This is a genomic window from Paludibacter propionicigenes WB4 (genome assembly GCF_000183135.1).
GTDB lineage: Bacteria > Bacteroidota > Bacteroidia > Bacteroidales > Paludibacteraceae > Paludibacter > Paludibacter propionicigenes.
The window spans coordinates 478,821-494,778 of sequence record NC_014734.1; the positions used below are offsets into that span (position 1 = coordinate 478,821).

Consider the following 15,958-nt stretch of genomic DNA (forward strand, 5'->3'; position numbering starts at 1 on the left):
GAACCTGTAGAATAATTATGATTGTTTTTTTTTGGGGGAATGTTCTTGAATAAGTGCTACATTGAAATATAATAAGAGCTATCTATTTAGCGCTTGAGAGAGATTGTCTAAACGATCTTCTACAACCTTTAGTCTATTGATGTAATTTTCATTGATATTTATCATTTTACTGGAGATGTATAGTTCCACATGCCATATAGACATAATATCGCTTTCAGCGATATTGAAACAAGGATAATTCATTTTATCCAGATTGTCTGAGGTACAAACGATAAAACCATTATTGAGTTTATTTCTTACTCGCTTTATATAGGTTTTTTTATTTTTATCAACCACCACATAAACATGTTCATTTGGCATTTCATACCATTCAGATTTCTTGAGTAGGCGGACAACAATCTTATCTTTATCATAAAGCGTCGGTAACATTGAATTTCCTGACATGTTGATACATAGATATTTGTAGTTGTCAGGAAGTGCAGTTTTAGGTAATACTATACAATCAAAAACGTTAAAATTTATTTCATCTAGTTGATCTGACACTTTCGTTATAACTGAAGTATCGACGATATGTATTTTAATGTTTAAATCATTGTTTGGCTTAGATAAATTGATTTTTCTGACTTCATTCTCATTTTGAGTATAATTACTTCGCAGCATGTTACCTTGTCCGTTTGATAATATCCAATCCGGACTAACATCTACACATTTTGTGTATATCTTATGTAGATCAAAAGTTCCACGACTATCCCAATTTGACAATATTTGTGGCGTTATTTCCAGAAATTTTGCAAGTTCGACATCTTTTTTGAAATTGTAGTGTCTTTTCAACTCATTTAGAATTAAGCTTTTCATGGCAATAAACTTTAAAAATAAACATAATGTGTATTTTTAACTCACAATACATCTCGAATATAAACTAAATGTGTATATTTGCAAAGTGTTTAATAGAACACAAAAATGCTAAACAAATAGTATTTAATAGCATATTATACTACAAAGCATGGTAATATAAAATTCTATCATACGAGGTGAAAATTACAGTTGTGAGTAGCAAATACTCTGATTCGTTGTAATGTATTTTAATCTATTTCAAACTTGCAAACTTACAAATATATGAAATATTATTAATTGAGACATATATGGAGAAAGAAAAAAGAATTATTGTTGACTATAGGGTAAAGAAAAATCTATTAGAACTAGGCACTTACCCAACTATCCGTAAAGCTCTGAATGGAGATATTAGCACTCCACAGAAAATATCAATACGGAATACTGCCATAAAACTAGGCGGAGTAATAATAAAATAAAAGAATCATATTAATCAATTAATTGATTAATTGTAAAGTTAGTACATTGATTATATTATTGGACTAATTTAAATGCAACTTAATAATTTCGTTCGTTATACCGAATTGAATTTTATTAGGATTCATAATTAATGTATTAAATATTTGACCTAAATAATGAATTGGTATCTTCTTTATACAGCATCCAGAGCAGAAAAGTTAGTAGAACAACGCTTGAAAGCAGAGGGAGTTGAAACATATCTGCCTTTGCATCTTTCTCCACGCAGGTGGTCGGATAGAGTAGCGCTCGTTGAACTGCCATTATTTTCATCCTATATTTTCGTAAGAACTACTGATGAGATTTTACGGGGTCTAGTTCGAGTTAATGGTGTTTTAAGAATTATATTTTATAATGCTCGTCCTGCTATTATAAAGCCGACGGAGATAGATTCGATAAAATTATTTATAGAAAAAGCAAAAGGGAAAATTTGTACTTTCGGATTGAATGATGAAGTTCAAATTGCCTGCGGGCCATTAAAAAATATAGATGGTACAGTAACAAAAGTAGGTAAAGAGTATATCATTTTACAAATTGCCCAAATAGGAATCTTTGTGAGCGTCAAATTAAACCAGGTGGTAAAGATAGAAAGGTAAATATATTTCTTTTTTGAATATATATCTGAATGAATTTGGGTACATGGACTGAGTTGAAGTAAACCGATAATATAGCATGGGTTATACAATAACTGCTATTTAAGGAATTCGGCTCGACTATAGATATTGAGCAAGATACTGTTCTCAAAAAGAATACAAGTTTTGAATAAGATGTTGGTATTAACGGCTATTTAGTGATAAATTCCTTTATATCGACAAATTAAAATTGATTTAAATATACAGTAATTCTCTGTAAATAAGTATATTATCTGGTCGTTCATGGGACTGGAGGGGCTTTGCTTTATAAGGCAGCTTCAGATCTTTACTATCTAGCTTTTCTTTTAAAGTTGGATGTACAAAAAGCAATTTTTAGAATACAAAAAGGTGTCGTAACGAAATATCTAGGGCTAAATCCTTCTTAACGACAATAATAATTGCTTCGATTTTTCCGATTAAAACATTATAAACAAACAAATTATCTGGTCATTTATGGGACTGGAGGGGCTTTGCCATATAAGACAGCTTCTTATCTTTAGTTTCTAACACTCTATTTGACAATTAGATTCGGAACTAAACAGTTTGCAGCAGAATGAAAGCATCCACTTAGCTACAACTTCGATCTTCGCTCTGACATCTCAAAATAAATAATCGTTTGTCTAATCACTTAAACAACTTATATAGTGAAAAAAATAATTCCATTTTTTATAGTATTGATACTGCTAAGCAGCTGCAATATGTCTAAAAAGATAGTTTATGTTCAAAATGCCGGATCTCAGGTTAGTTATGCAGATACCACTAAGTCAAAAATTCCCGATCCAAAGTTAAAGGTTGGCGATTTATTGGTTATTACCGTTAATGCCAATACCCCCGAGTCTGCACTACCTTTTAATCTTCCGTTAGTTCAAAGTCAAGGTCTCTCTAATTACGATCCGAGCAGTACAAATATAACATCAATTGCTACCAGTGGCAATTTGCAAAACTATTTAATTGATACCAATGGAGAAATCACATTTCCTATAATTGGGAAAATTAAAGCAGTAGGAATGACCAAAACAGGATTATCCAATTTTATTAAAGATAAAATTCACCCATTTTATATAAAAGAAGATCCTATTATTTCCATCCGGTATGCCAACTATAAAGTTTCTGTTTTAGGTGAAGTAGCACGCCCTAATGTATATACTATCCAAAATGAAAAGATTAATATTCTTGAAGCCATAGCATTAGCCGGCGATTTGACTATTTATGGAAAACGCGACAATGTGTTACTGATCCGCGAAAACGAAAACGGGAAACGGGAGACCCTCAGGATTGATTTACGTGATGAACGCCTGATTAAATCAGCCTACTATTATTTACAACAAAACGATGTGCTCTATATTCAACCAAATGGCCCCAAATCGAGAGCTTCAAGTCTAAGTACTGCTGAAACGTTATCTGTTTCAATCATCAGCACACTTATCTCATTAGCATCTTTAATTGCCGTTTTGAGAAAATAGACTTAATAATTGATTTATAGTTTTTTTATTTCATAATGAATAACATAATTATTTTATATAATGGACAATAACTTTGAACAATTCGAACAGGATATTCAGGAAAAGCCTATCGACTGGAGAGAAATATTCGAAAGAATAATTTTTCATTGGAAATGGTTTTTATTTTCAGCTGTCATTGCAATTATTGCCGGCTTCTTTTACAGCCGTACTCAAAATGATGTGTATGAAGTAAAATCATCCATATTAATTATTGATCAGTCAAAAAGTGGACAAATGAATGAACTTTCTGTGCTAAAACAACTAGATGCTGTAGGAATAGGAGGGGGTAAGTCAGCTACAATGGCAAATAATGAAGAGCAGGTAATTCACTCTACTACTCTGATGAAACGAGTGGTTAATAATCTGGAACTACATACTAACTATTCGCATAAAGTTTTTTTGAAAAGTGAAGATCTTTACACCGCCTCTCCACTGTATGTTCATTTAGACAGTCTTTCATTAAATCAATTGCAATTTCCGCTAGAACTTGATATTACACCAGAAGACGGACAATTAAATATCAAAGGAAACTATAACGACTCAACTTTCCAATTACAAGCGAAAAAACTACCGGCCATTTTGAAAACTCCTGCTGGAATAATTTCTATACTTCTTCGTCATGGAAAAACGTTTCCTGATGAACCAATTAAAGTTTCAATCAGCAATCCATCTAAAGTTGCTAAATATCTGGCTGAAAAATCACTAACTACTGAAGTCGGAAAATTAGCAGATGTGATTGATCTAACCCTGAAAGTTGCTCATGCAAAAAAAGGGCAGGATATTCTGAATACCTTAAGTACTATATACAATCAGGATGCCACCGAGCAAAACAATTTGTCGGCAATTAATACAGCTACTTTTATTGATGGTCGTTTAAAATTACTTGCAAGTGAGTTAGGTGATGTGGAAAAGGATGTGGAAAGTTATAAAAAAACCAATAAACTGACAGACATTGATGAAGATGCTAAAATGTACCTCGAAAAGAATAGTACATACAATCAACTTCAGGTACAAGTAGAAATGCAACAGCATCTGATTAAATATGTAGATGAGTTTATAAACAATCCTGCTCATCAATCTGCTCTGATTCCAAATTTAGGACTCACAGATGTTGGATTGGTAGCTGTAATTCAAAAATACAATGAATTACTTATGACACGCGGACGAATTGCACTAGGTTCATCCTCTGAAAATCCAGTACTCAAAACATTAAATGAACAGATTAATGCCACTCGTAAAGCCATTCAGATAAGTATATCCAATATCCGTAAAGGCTTGCAAATAAGTAATACTGATTTAGGTGCACAAAACTCACTTATACAATCAAAAATCCGGGATATGCCCCGTCAGGAAAGAGAGTTTATCGAAATTAAGCGCCAGCAACAAGTGAAAGAGAGCCTTTATCTTTTTTTACTCCAAAAAAGAGAAGAAGCATCACTCAATATGGCTGTAACCGTGCCTAAAGGAAGAGTATTGAATGCGCCTGACGATGCTACTCAGGTGGGACCACATCGTACAATGATTATGTTGATGTTTTTGGTCATAGGTTTATTGATCCCGGCTGCTATTATTTACTTATTGGAAATAATAAACACATCTATCAGAAACCGAACCGATGTTGAAAAAAGCACAAAAATACCGGTTATATCAGAATTAGGTCATAACGATTCCAGTTCAATATTTATCGATTATCACACAAATTCCAGTTCAAATTCCGAATTATTCCGTTTGTTGCGTGCAAAGTTACAGTTTACACTTGATCATCCTACTGAAAAGGTCATATTAGTAACCTCCACTATGGCGGGTGAGGGCAAAACTTTTGTAGGCATCAATTTATCGGTTATGCTGTCCCTTGCCGAGAAAAAAGTATTGATAATGGGCATGGACTTACGAAAACCTCAATTAGCCAAGCATTTCGGAATTGAATTTAAAGATGGTATTACTGCTTATTTATCGGGGCAAATTACGGATTATAAATCCATGATATTTTCGTCTCCCGAGTTTCCATTACTCGATATATTACCAGCAGGGGTTATACCTCCAAATCCTAATGAGTTGATTATGAAGAGACGCTTTGATAGCCTCCTGGATGAGCTGAAAGAACAATACGATTATATAGTGATTGATTCGGCTCCTGTAGGTGTAGTTTCGGATAGTTACCTGATTGATCGTGTTTCCGATCTTACACTTTATGTTTGTCGAGCACGGTATACAGATAAAAGAAATATAGACTTTATTAATCGTATTCAGGATGAAAAATCATTAAAACGGCTCTTCCTGGTAGTGAACGACGTAGATTTAGAATCGAATAAATATGCTTATCATCGAAAATACGGATATGGGTATGGAAAAAACAGATATGGATACGGCTATGGTTATGGAAGTAAGAAAACCGATACTGGAAAACATGTATAATACAAGATTATCTGGTTTCTTTATAAGGAATATATTTTGTTAATGTTGATTTAATACCTATTCAATAAATCGGTATAGGATTCAAAAGTACTTTGAGGTAAAATGTTTCCTTAGATTATATAATTTTTATAAGTTCTTAGATGCTAATACTAAACAACACACGATTGAAAGAAAGAGCCGGAAATAAGGTTGAAAATCTTGTTATCTCTTAAATATTGGTTGCTGCTGCCGCAACAGTCAAACGTTATTTCCAGCTCTTTCTTATTTTATTATAATCTTATTGTAAAATCTGGTCTTATATATTATAAAGAACTGATTTTTTATACTTATACCAGTTATAAATGAATTGAATCACAAATCTCTAAAAACCCATTATTTTTAAACCAATTAATTATGAAATATATAGATGTCTCATTCGGAAAATAATAAGCGAATAGCGAAGAATACACTGATGCTGTATTTTCGGTTGTTTTTTATCATAAGGGTCTTTCTTTATATATTTAGAGTAGTATTATGCAAGGAGCAGTTGATATTGGTATTTACAATTTAGTAGTTATAATGTTTGATTTTATTGTTAAGTTAAGATGAAAAGTTATTTATATAAAGTATATCGAATCTTCTTTAAAGTTGTGCATCGCTTCTATAGCTATCAAACTTACCGTATAATTAAACGTAAATTAGATAGGCTATATACTTTTTGGATTGGGAATAATATTAAATATATAGGAGTAAACTCGGTAATTGGTCGAGATTGTTTTTTATTAGGAGGAAAACATATCGAAATTGGTGAAAATACAAGTATTGGCTGCCATGCTGTTATAACATGTTGGGATAAATATGAGAAAGTTAAGCTTTATCCTTCAATAAAAATAGGTAATAATTGTTCAATTGGTGAATATTGCCATATAAGTTCTACTAATTTAATTTCTATTGGCAATGGAGTATTAACAGGTCGCAGAGTTACTATAACGGACAATTCTCATGGGAATTCTTCATTTGGAGAACTAGAAATCCCTCCTATAAAACGAAAGATTTATTCCAAAGGATCTGTAATAATTGAAGACAATGTTTGGATTGGAGACAAAGCAAGTATCATGGCAGGGGTACATATTGGTAAAGGTGCAGTAATTGCTGCAAATGCAGTGGTCACAAAAGATGTGTTACCATATACGATAATGGGGGGCGTCCCCGCAAAAATTTTAAAACCACTCATTTCTAATGAAAGCAAGTAATAAAATTATTTTCAATACAGGTGTGCTTTATGTAAGAATGATAATTACAGCGGTACTCTCACTCCTTGCTACAAGGTGGGTTTTAAAGGCACTCGGTAGTGAGGATTATGGGATCTTTAATCTTGTTGCTGGAGTGATCTTAATGTTATCTTTTTTGAATACTGCAATGTCAGTTGCAACGCAACGATTTTTATCTTTTGCTATAGGGGAAGGAAATGAAACAAAATTAAGACAAACGTTTTATTACAGTTTGATTTTGCATTTATTTATTGGGATTGCTATTATAATTTTATTTGAAATTGGAGGATATTTTCTTTTATATAATTTTTTGAAAATACCAGAAGGGAAAACGAGTCTTGCATTTTTTGTTTTGCATTGCTTATCTGTGAGTACATTTTTTACTATCATATCAGTACCTTACCAGTCCGTAATTAATTCATTTGAAAATATGACATTCCTAGCATTTACAGATGTGTTGGAATCAATTTTAAAATTTCTGTCAGCATTTCTTCTAATTCAATATTTAGGAAATAGATTGGAGCTATATTCAGTTTTAATTATGTCTATAAGTGTTTTGACAATGATTATTACCCGGGTTTATTGTTTCAAAAGATATGCTGAGGTTACAAAGTTGAAAATTACAAAAATAACTGACTACAAGCAATTTAAAGTAATCGCATCTTATGCTGGTTGGAACTTAATCGGAGCTGTAGGGGTAATAGCTAAGGGTCAGGGTATAGCAATTATAATGAATTTATTCTTAGGAGTAATTGCTAATGCTGCGTATGGAATTGCCAATCAAGTAAACGGGCAAATGAGTTTTTTTTCTAATACAATACTTAGAGCCATTCAGCCACAAATAATAAAAAGTGAAGGTGCTAAAAATCGTTCCAGAATGTTAGAACTTAGCCTGTCTGCTTGTAAATTTCCGACATTAATGATGTCTTGTTTAGTAATACCAATAATTATTAAAATGGACTACATTTTGCATTTATGGTTAAGTAAAATACCAGATAATTCTGTGATTTTTTGTACATTAATTCTTATTTATACATTAATATATCAGTTTTATCATGGGTTAGAACTATCAATCCATGCGTATGGAAAGATTAAATGGTTTCAGATAACAACTTATTCCATTCAAATTATGGTAATTCCGATAGGTTATTTACTATTATATTTTGGCTATAAAGCATCATCAATATTAATTTGTTCAATAGTTGCAGGTGTTGTTAATTTATTTGTGACCGTCTATTTCGCAAAAAAATATTGTGATTTGGATTACAAATATTATTTCAACAAAGTGTTAATTCCTATCAGTGTTTTAATTGCATTTAATGTTTTATTCAGCTATTTTATATCACAATTCTTCGAAAAATTTAGCAATAACTTGATTTCTTTATGTGTCGTTTTCATGAGTAATACTTTTATCATATGTGCAGTTGGATATTTGTGTATTTTAACTGATAAAGAAAGGAATATAATCAATGAACTAGCTTTGAAAATTAAATCAATTCTAAAATGAGTCAATCAATACAAGAATCTATATATCTCATTTTTAGCAATGTTTTATTTTTAATTCCATTGTTGTATTATTTGATAAAGATTAAACGGTTGAATGAATTACTATATATCTTTATTATATGGTTCTTATTTTCAATATTTTCCGTTTTGTACAATTCCTCAAATGCTGCCTATAGCTCTTATAAATCAACAATAACTCTTGCTCCAATTATATATATATATGTTTGCTTTTTAATAACAGTCAGTCCTTTGTTTAAAATTAATTCGAATAATATTCAATATATAAAATCACCATCTAATCTATTCTTATACATTATATATTTTATATCTATTATTGCATATCTCCCTTTTATTGAAAATATCTTTCATTTATTAACTAGTGGATTTAGTAATTTTGGTAGTATTTATGAGTCGCGAGATAATTTAGATTTTGATCCAAGAGCTCATATGTCTTTTTTAGGAGCTCGCTTTAATTCTATACTTATATGGATGCAATTTGTTACCCCTTCGTTTCTCTTTATATATTTATCTAAATTTAAAGTCAATATTATTATAGCCATTGGTTTGATTTTTGCGGCTTTTAACTCTTCTATTCTTGGATTATGTAGTGGATCAAGAGGTATTGCAACTGCTACAATTTTGAATGTTGCATATTGTTACTTGTTATTTAAAAACTTTCTTCCAATATTCATTAATAAAATTATTAGATTATCCCTTTTGTTCATCGGAACATTGTTTGTTTTAGGATTATTTTGGGCAACATTAAGCAGGTTTGGTGATCATGGCATATACAATTCTGATAACACAATACTTGATTGGATATACAGATATTTAGGAGAGGGACTGGTCAACTTTTACAAAGATGGGTGGAGTACAACTAGTTTTACTAATGGTCAAAATTCCTTTTATCAACTTTTTGGTGATAAGAGAAATATTATGTTATTAGAAAAAATAACTCATATCAGAATGTATGTTTTTTATACTAGTTTCGGTGATTTGCTTATAGATTTTGGCCCATTCGCCACTTTATTAATACTGTTGTCAATAGCTTTTTTAATTCGAAGAATTAGTATAAGGAAAGGTTGTATTAACCCGTTTGATTTAGTATACATTAATTTGTATTCGTATTCTATTTTTATGGGCTTATTCACATTTTCCTACATAAATAGTACTTATATTCTTATTTTCTCAATCATTATTACATACATTTTAAAAATACAAGTAAAGTATAATTTTCATGGATAAAAACATAAAGATATTGGCTTATTATTTACCTCAATACCATCCCATTCCAGAGAATGATGAATGGTGGGGAAAGGGTTTTACAGAATGGACAAATGTAGGTAAGGCAAAAGCTTTATTTAAAGGTCATTATCAACCGAAAGTTCCTGCAGATTTAGGCTATTACGATTTAAGGTTGCCTGAGGTAAGACAAGAGCAAACATTGTTAGCAAAAGAGGCGGGTGTAGATGCTTTTTGCTATTGGCATTATTGGTTTGGTAATGGACAGCGGTTACTTGAGAATGTTTTTGACGAGGTTTTAAAAACAGGAAAACCTGATTTTCCTTTCTGTTTAGCTTGGGCAAACCATTCTTGGTTTTCGAAAAATTGGAATAATGATGGCTCTTCAACGAATAATATTTTAATTGAACAACAATATCCTGGAATAGATGATGCTAAGTTACATTTTGATTATTTAGCTAAAGCATTTTCAGACAGTCGATATGTAAGAGTTGATGATTGTCCATTTCTGTTAATATTTGATCCTGTTTCAATACCAGAGCAATATTTGAAGTTGTTTAATGCATGGGCTAAAGATATTGGCTTTGATAAAGGACTATATTTGGTTGCTAATATTGTTCACCCAAATATAACAAAAGATAGTATGTTGCAAAAAGGATTTAATGCAGTTACATATCAGAGATTGGGTGGCAGCTCTAGTTCAGTAATAAATGATATGGGAAGGATAGGTCGTGGTTTATTTCGTATCGCAAAAGGATTGAAAGGTTTATTGCTTCATAGACCACCAAGAATAACTGATTATCGAAAATATTATAAATTTTTGGTAGATAAAAGCGAAGATGCTTGTGAAGATGTATTGCCTACAATTGTTCCTAATTGGGATCATACACCAAGAAGTGGTTGGAATGGCACATTGTTCGTTCATGCAACTCCAGAATATTTCAGAAAACATGTTGATGAAGTCTTAGATATTGTGCATAAAAAGTCGCCTGAACGTCGTGTTGTTATGCTTAAGTCTTGGAATGAATGGGGTGAAGGCAATTACATGGAACCTGATTTAGTATTTGGGAAAGCTTATATTCGTGCATTAAGAGATGCAATTGATTGTTTAAACTCAATAGAAAGTAATAATGAATTTTAAACGTATTTCTCTATATTCAATTGTTTTTTATTGCCCTTAGAGACTTTAGACGGAAAATTTATTTGATAATTGCTTCTAAATTCCCTGAGAGGGCTTGAAATTACAACAGTATTGAAAAGTAGATCTTTGAAAAGTATGATACTATTTAATTTCTATCACTTAGTGTGATGTTTGTCTAAATATATTTAGATTTTTGTTTGATGGTATTTAGTAATTATTATTTTATGAAAAAAATTTATTGGATAACGGGCGATTACTTCTTAGATGTGGATATGAGTCTAATTCCGTTTTTAAAAAGTAAAAATATTGATGTAGAATGGACTATTCTTAAAACACTTGGAAGTAAAGTAGAAATAGTTAATAATTTAAGTTCCAATATGGATATCTGTGTGTTACACAGTAGGAATATGTCGATAAATATCATAAAGGAATATGTAGCCTTAATTAAAAAGATAAATAAGATAAGACCCGATGTTCTTTACGTAAATTTTTTTGGAATGCCATTCTTTTACCCTATTTTATATTGGATGTTAAATAGAAATATTAAAATAGTTCACGCCGCGCATAATGTTATACCATATGATGGGTGGCCAAATAAACGTGTGATGACTTGGTATGTAAATTATGTTCTTAAGGGAAGAGCTGTTTTGCATATCTTTTCCGAACATTTAAAATATTACTTAAACTCAAAATATCCTAATAAGAAATATTTTTATGCTCCATTAGTAATAAAGGATTATGGTTGTGTGAAATCAGATAACTATAATTTTGATTTAGACAAGTTGAAGATTTTATTCTTTGGAAATGTAAAAAATAACAAAAGACTTGATTTGGCAATTAAATCTTTATGTCTACTACCTGATTATACGTCAAGAAAAATACAGTTGATAATAGCCGGTTCATGTGATAATCAAGAATATTACTCTAAAATGATTGATAATCATCCCTCGATAATCACTTTCTTTGAACGTATTCCAGACAATCATATTCCCGAACTTTTCACGAAAGTAGACTTCTTACTGCTGCCATATGAAAATGTAGCTCAAAGTGGACCACTTATGATAGCATTTAATTATAACCTTCCGGTTATAGCATCTGATATAGATGGCTTCAAGGAACACATAACACACGGAATAAATGGATTACTTTTTAGAAATGGGGATGTAGATTCATTAAGAGAAGTTTTAGTGGAAGCAGCACGAATGGATAATCATACTTATGAACAAATGAAAAATGAAATTCATAGGAACGTAATTTCTAAGTATTCTTTGGAGGCCGTCTCTTTAAGCTATATCGATTTTTTTAAAATGATTTAAAATGATAAATAAGGAAAAAATAAAAAACAATCGACTAGTCGTATCTATTCGTCTATTCATTGAAATGCTCTATGATTATAAACGGTTAATAAATAATATAGGAGCTATAGGTATTGAAAAAGATAGAGAAAAGTTCTATGCCAATATTCTTATTGGTATTCATAGTATAGAAAAAGGGTTATCATTACCCGAACCTAGAGCAGGATTTGGTAAATTGAAAATTCTGAATGTTTTATCGCTTATGCGTTCTTATAAAGAATACTATGGGTATGATAATCTTTTTGATTTAGCAAAACCTGTTTTTGACGCTTACATCTCTTTTTCTGGTGAAAAGACTGATCGTGAAATTGTGAATAGGTACAATGATCTATTTGAAAATTTCTCTCCTGAACTTTCTTGTTTAGGTGGAACAATGCAAGTCTCAAAGATTGATATTTTTAAATATTCGAAGGTAGATTTTGCGACTTTTTGTGACAAGAGGTTTTCCGTAAGAGATTTTTCTGGATTGCTCGTTGATTTAGATTTAATAAAGGAAGCTGTGAGAATAGCTTCAAAAAGCCCTTCAGCATGTAATCGTCAACCTTGGCATATATATGCTTTCCGAGATATAATTATAAAAAGTGAACTTCTTGATTGGCAATTAGGTAATAAAGGCTTTGGAAATACTATTGACACAGCTTTATTGATAACATGTAATTTAAAAAGCTATTTTATAAATGAATCTCATCAAGCTTATGTCGATGGAGGTTTATATGCTATGACACTTATGTATGCTTTACATTCTCTAGGATTAGGTACTATTCCTTTGACTGTGGCAATGATGAGTTCAAAGACAAAAATTTTATATAGAAAGTTTGGAGTAAAGGAAAATGAGGTTCCAATTGTTCTTATTGGCGTTGGACATTTGAAAGATATATTTAATGTTGCAATTTCAGAAAGATTTGCATATAGCAACTATTTGACAATTATTTAGATAAATATGAGGATACTAGTTATTACTTTTTCGAGAGGTGTCAATCCTGGAACGTTTATTCAAGCTTTTGGGGTACAAACAGGTCTAAGAAAAATTTTTCCTGACTCGGAAATTGTATTTTTGAATTTTCCTGATTTTAAACGAGGAAATCAAATGGCTCGTTCCGGTAAGATTTCAATAAAAACATATATATTTCAAAAAGGAGCAGCTGCTTATCGTATGCTTAGGTATAAGATGCTTGAGCAAAAATATTTCATTTATACAAAACAAAAAGTTGATATGTTTAATTATGATGTTACATCCATCAACTTTATAAAGTCGTATGATTTAGTTGTTATTGGGAGTGATACCATACTAGAAGAGGTGACTGGAAGTAAAGGGCAAATTGGTTTAAATTGGATGCCATTGAATGTCCCTAAAGTTTATTTTGCAGCGAGTGCTTCTCCAGCTAACTTTGAAGTTAATCAGGATTTAATGGAGGTTGCATCTATGGCATTGCATATTGGAGTTCGAGATGATCTTACCATTGATTTATTTGTAAATAGATTAGGCTTATCTAAAGATATGGTTCTTAAGCAACCTGATCCTTCTTATTTTTTGGATTTATCTCTTTTTGATCTCAAACCTAAACATCGGAATCTGTTTAAGAGAGAAGAACGGTATGTATTGTATAATTTCAATTCAGGCTTTCCTTATAGAAAAGAGTTGGCAGATATTTTAAGAAAATTGGGTTACAATGTTGTTTCAACGGCATATAATCCTTATGCTGATATTTGTTTGGACAAGCTTGACGCTATGGAATGGGCTGGCGTTTTCAGGTATATTGATTTATCTGTTACAGAAAGATTTCATGATTCAGTTTTCACACTTCGAAATTGTAAACCAGTTATAGCTATAGATTGGGAAAAGAAAAGATTCTCAAAAAATGGTAATTCAAAAACTTTAGGGATTTTGTCAGATTACGGACTTGAAAAATATCATGTAAATCTAAAAGAATACGAACATTTGGATATTGTTAGAAAATTAATATTGGATTCAATTCTAATAGATCGAGATAGCATTCAGATAATGAATAATAAATACATTGATTACGCAAGGAATTTATTATATGTTATAAAGTCAAAAATATAATGAAATCAACCCTAGTCATATTTCTTATTATCTTCATTAATTTCAATTTGCTTGGCATTGATAATCAATCAAAATACTACTTAGATTCGACTGTTTATTTTCATAATCCAGGAATTGGTTGCTTAACTTGGTCGAATTTGGAGAAACAACCTAGTTATTTAAAGCCTTTTCTAGATGGACTATATTCTCGTCTATCTTGGAGAGATGTTGTAAATAATGGAAAAATTGATTTTAGTATTTTGAGGAGTGTATTCCAAGAAGCATATAAATATAAGCAAAGAATTGATATTGGAATCTTTTTTAATCTTTCGATGAAAAAAGATACAAGATATAGATTAGGATTGGAAATGTATAATGGGAAAGAAGTATATGTATGTTATCCAAACGAGATACATGAGAAGTTAATGAAATCAAAAGAATACAGACCTAGATTAGTTTATGTAAATGAATCTGATACATACTGGTATTGTATTGATTGGAGAAATCATATTGCTCAAAATGAGTATCAAAAATTACTATTAAATTTTAATGTTTTTTTAAACGCTCCTTGGCATAACGTGACAAGACGAAGATATATAAATTCAATTCAAATCCGTTTTTGGGGATTTTGGGGAGAAGGACATAATAATTATCTTATTACCCAATACAAAAATAAACCAGATGTGTTTGAGGATTCAAAAACCATGATACAAATGGATAGAATGTATCAAAAATATTTTCACGATATTCGGTTAATTGCTCCAGCTATGGGAAAGACGAGTAATATTCCTGATAAGTGGAAAGAATGGGCATTCTATGAAATGACCGCAAAAACGGATGTTGGAGAATTTGGTATATTTTTAGATCATATCAGCCAAACAAGTTCTGGTGATTTTACGCTTAACTACAAAGGTATAGATACGCATAATTTAGCATTAATTAAATGGACAAAAGCTCCAGTTACTGGAGAGGGAAATATAGTTAACGATCTGATACCTAATAGAGAAGAAGGACGAGTTGTTAGAACAGATTTACCGATAGAACAATATGATATTTATAAATATCATATAAGTTCTTTTCTACCAATGAAAAGAAATTATTCTAGTGAAGAAGCTGCCGTAATGAAATCATTATTAAACATTGTTGGTTTTCGACTTTATTTTCAGAAAGACAGTGTTTATTCAATAAATAATAGGTTAATGATAAAAATGAGAGTCGGAAATCTGGGTTTGGCTCCAGTTTATGCTAATTATTGGAAGCTCCAGATTGTTTTAAGAGATTTAGCAGGACGGCAAATAAAAGTGATACAACCCAATATTGATATCAAGAAAATTTATCCCGGAAAAAAAATGCTAGTTTTTGATTCAATTAATTTCGAGATTAAAAATATTTTAAAAACCCAACCTTCGAAGAAAGCACATATCTTTTTGAGAATTATAGATACTGATGGCATTTCACTAAATATGTATTTATGCAACGAAGGTCGTACAATAAATGGTGAGTATCAACTAAACTAACATTCAT

13 protein-coding genes are annotated in these 15,958 nt (G+C 31.0%); 12 read left to right on the forward strand and 1 reads right to left on the reverse strand.

Annotated elements, in window-relative coordinates; all coding sequences use genetic code 11:
* Nucleotides 1-78: 78 nt before the first annotated feature.
* Entirely contained in the window at nucleotides 79-855 is a 777-nt protein-coding gene (locus tag PALPR_RS01970) for a LexA family transcriptional regulator (protein WP_013443925.1), read from the reverse strand.
* A 287-nt stretch (nucleotides 856-1,142) separates the two neighbouring features.
* Between PALPR_RS01970 and PALPR_RS15870 the strand changes: the two genes are divergently transcribed.
* The 12 genes from PALPR_RS15870 (at nucleotide 1,143) to PALPR_RS02025 (ending at nucleotide 15,951) form a co-directional block, all read left to right on the forward strand.
* Nucleotides 1,143-1,310, forward strand: a complete 168-nt coding sequence (locus tag PALPR_RS15870; protein ID WP_013443926.1) for a hypothetical protein — start codon at nucleotides 1,143-1,145, stop codon at nucleotides 1,308-1,310.
* Nucleotides 1,311-1,466: 156 nt separating this feature from the next.
* The gene (nusG, locus tag PALPR_RS01975) at nucleotides 1,467-1,943 is read left to right on the forward strand and encodes a transcription termination/antitermination protein NusG (RefSeq protein ID WP_013443927.1); all 477 of its coding nucleotides are present in this window, start codon (nucleotides 1,467-1,469) and stop codon (nucleotides 1,941-1,943) included.
* A gap of 734 nt (nucleotides 1,944-2,677) precedes the next feature.
* Nucleotides 2,678-3,442 (forward strand): polysaccharide biosynthesis/export family protein, encoded by a 765-nt coding sequence (locus PALPR_RS01980; RefSeq protein ID WP_148226411.1) that lies wholly within the window; start codon nucleotides 2,678-2,680, stop codon nucleotides 3,440-3,442.
* A gap of 60 nt (nucleotides 3,443-3,502) precedes the next feature.
* On the forward strand, nucleotides 3,503-5,896 hold the full coding sequence (locus tag PALPR_RS01985; protein ID WP_013443929.1) for a GumC family protein: 2,394 nt from the start codon (nucleotides 3,503-3,505) through the stop codon (nucleotides 5,894-5,896).
* Nucleotides 5,897-6,480: 584 nt separating this feature from the next.
* The gene (locus PALPR_RS01990; protein ID WP_013443930.1) at nucleotides 6,481-7,128 is read left to right on the forward strand and encodes an acyltransferase; all 648 of its coding nucleotides are present in this window, start codon (nucleotides 6,481-6,483) and stop codon (nucleotides 7,126-7,128) included.
* Nucleotides 7,115-8,653, forward strand: a complete 1,539-nt coding sequence (locus tag PALPR_RS01995; protein ID WP_013443931.1) for an MATE family efflux transporter — start codon at nucleotides 7,115-7,117, stop codon at nucleotides 8,651-8,653. The genes PALPR_RS01990 and PALPR_RS01995 overlap by 14 nt, the downstream gene beginning before the upstream one ends.
* Entirely contained in the window at nucleotides 8,650-9,897 is a 1,248-nt protein-coding gene (locus tag PALPR_RS02000; RefSeq protein WP_013443932.1) for an O-antigen polymerase, read from the forward strand. Before PALPR_RS01995 ends, PALPR_RS02000 begins: the two co-directional genes overlap by 4 nt.
* The gene (locus PALPR_RS02005; protein ID WP_013443933.1) at nucleotides 9,890-11,035 is read left to right on the forward strand and encodes a glycosyltransferase WbsX family protein; all 1,146 of its coding nucleotides are present in this window, start codon (nucleotides 9,890-9,892) and stop codon (nucleotides 11,033-11,035) included. The genes PALPR_RS02000 and PALPR_RS02005 overlap by 8 nt, the downstream gene beginning before the upstream one ends.
* Nucleotides 11,036-11,259: 224 nt before the next feature.
* Nucleotides 11,260-12,351, forward strand: a complete 1,092-nt coding sequence (locus tag PALPR_RS02010; protein ID WP_013443934.1) for a glycosyltransferase family 4 protein — start codon at nucleotides 11,260-11,262, stop codon at nucleotides 12,349-12,351.
* 1 nt (nucleotide 12,352) lies between these two features.
* Nucleotides 12,353-13,324, forward strand: coding sequence for a nitroreductase family protein (locus PALPR_RS02015; protein WP_013443935.1), 972 nt, complete (start codon nucleotides 12,353-12,355; stop codon nucleotides 13,322-13,324).
* A 6-nt stretch (nucleotides 13,325-13,330) separates the two neighbouring features.
* Complete coding sequence (locus PALPR_RS02020) at nucleotides 13,331-14,455, forward strand: polysaccharide pyruvyl transferase family protein (RefSeq protein ID WP_013443936.1); 1,125 nt, start codon at nucleotides 13,331-13,333, stop codon at nucleotides 14,453-14,455.
* The gene (locus PALPR_RS02025; RefSeq protein ID WP_013443937.1) at nucleotides 14,455-15,951 is read left to right on the forward strand and encodes a DUF4832 domain-containing protein; all 1,497 of its coding nucleotides are present in this window, start codon (nucleotides 14,455-14,457) and stop codon (nucleotides 15,949-15,951) included. Before PALPR_RS02020 ends, PALPR_RS02025 begins: the two co-directional genes overlap by 1 nt.
* The last annotated feature ends 7 nt before the right edge of the window (nucleotides 15,952-15,958 follow it).